The organism is Cupriavidus sp. SIMBA_020 (assembly GCF_046535395.1).
Taxonomy (GTDB): Bacteria; Pseudomonadota; Gammaproteobacteria; order Burkholderiales; family Burkholderiaceae; genus Cupriavidus; species Cupriavidus campinensis.
In genome coordinates this window covers 1-310 of record NZ_JAWRWU010000288.1, presented here as the reverse complement: position 1 = coordinate 310, position 310 = coordinate 1, and the positions used below count along the sequence as shown (strand labels likewise).

At 70.0% G+C, this 310-nt stretch carries 1 protein-coding gene; it reads right to left on the bottom strand.

From position 1 onward, the window contains the following. Positions 1 to 309 (bottom strand): alpha/beta hydrolase-fold protein (locus SB751_RS29245; protein WP_410748935.1); only part of this gene is annotated, 309 nt, incomplete at its 3' end. Position 310 lies beyond the last annotated feature (1 nt).

The following is a 310-nucleotide window of genomic DNA, read 5'->3' as shown; positions in this document are numbered from 1 at the left end:
CTGGGTGGCGTTGAGGTAGAAGCCGGCCCCCAAGCCGAAGTCCCAGGCGCCGTCCGGGTCGCCCGGCACCTGCTCGCCACGCGGGCTGGTGTCGGGGGCCACGATGATCAGCCCAAGCTCCGCAGCCATGCGCTGGGCGCCGGCCCTCTGCATGAAGTTCTCGTCGGTGCAGGTGAGGCCGCTAAGCGAGTACAGCACCGGCAGCTTCTCGCCCTGCTCGGCCTGCGGTGGCAGGTACACGGCAAACACCATCGCCCGGGGGACTTCCACACCGGCAACCGCCAGCGGTGCCGACAGCGACCAGAGGATC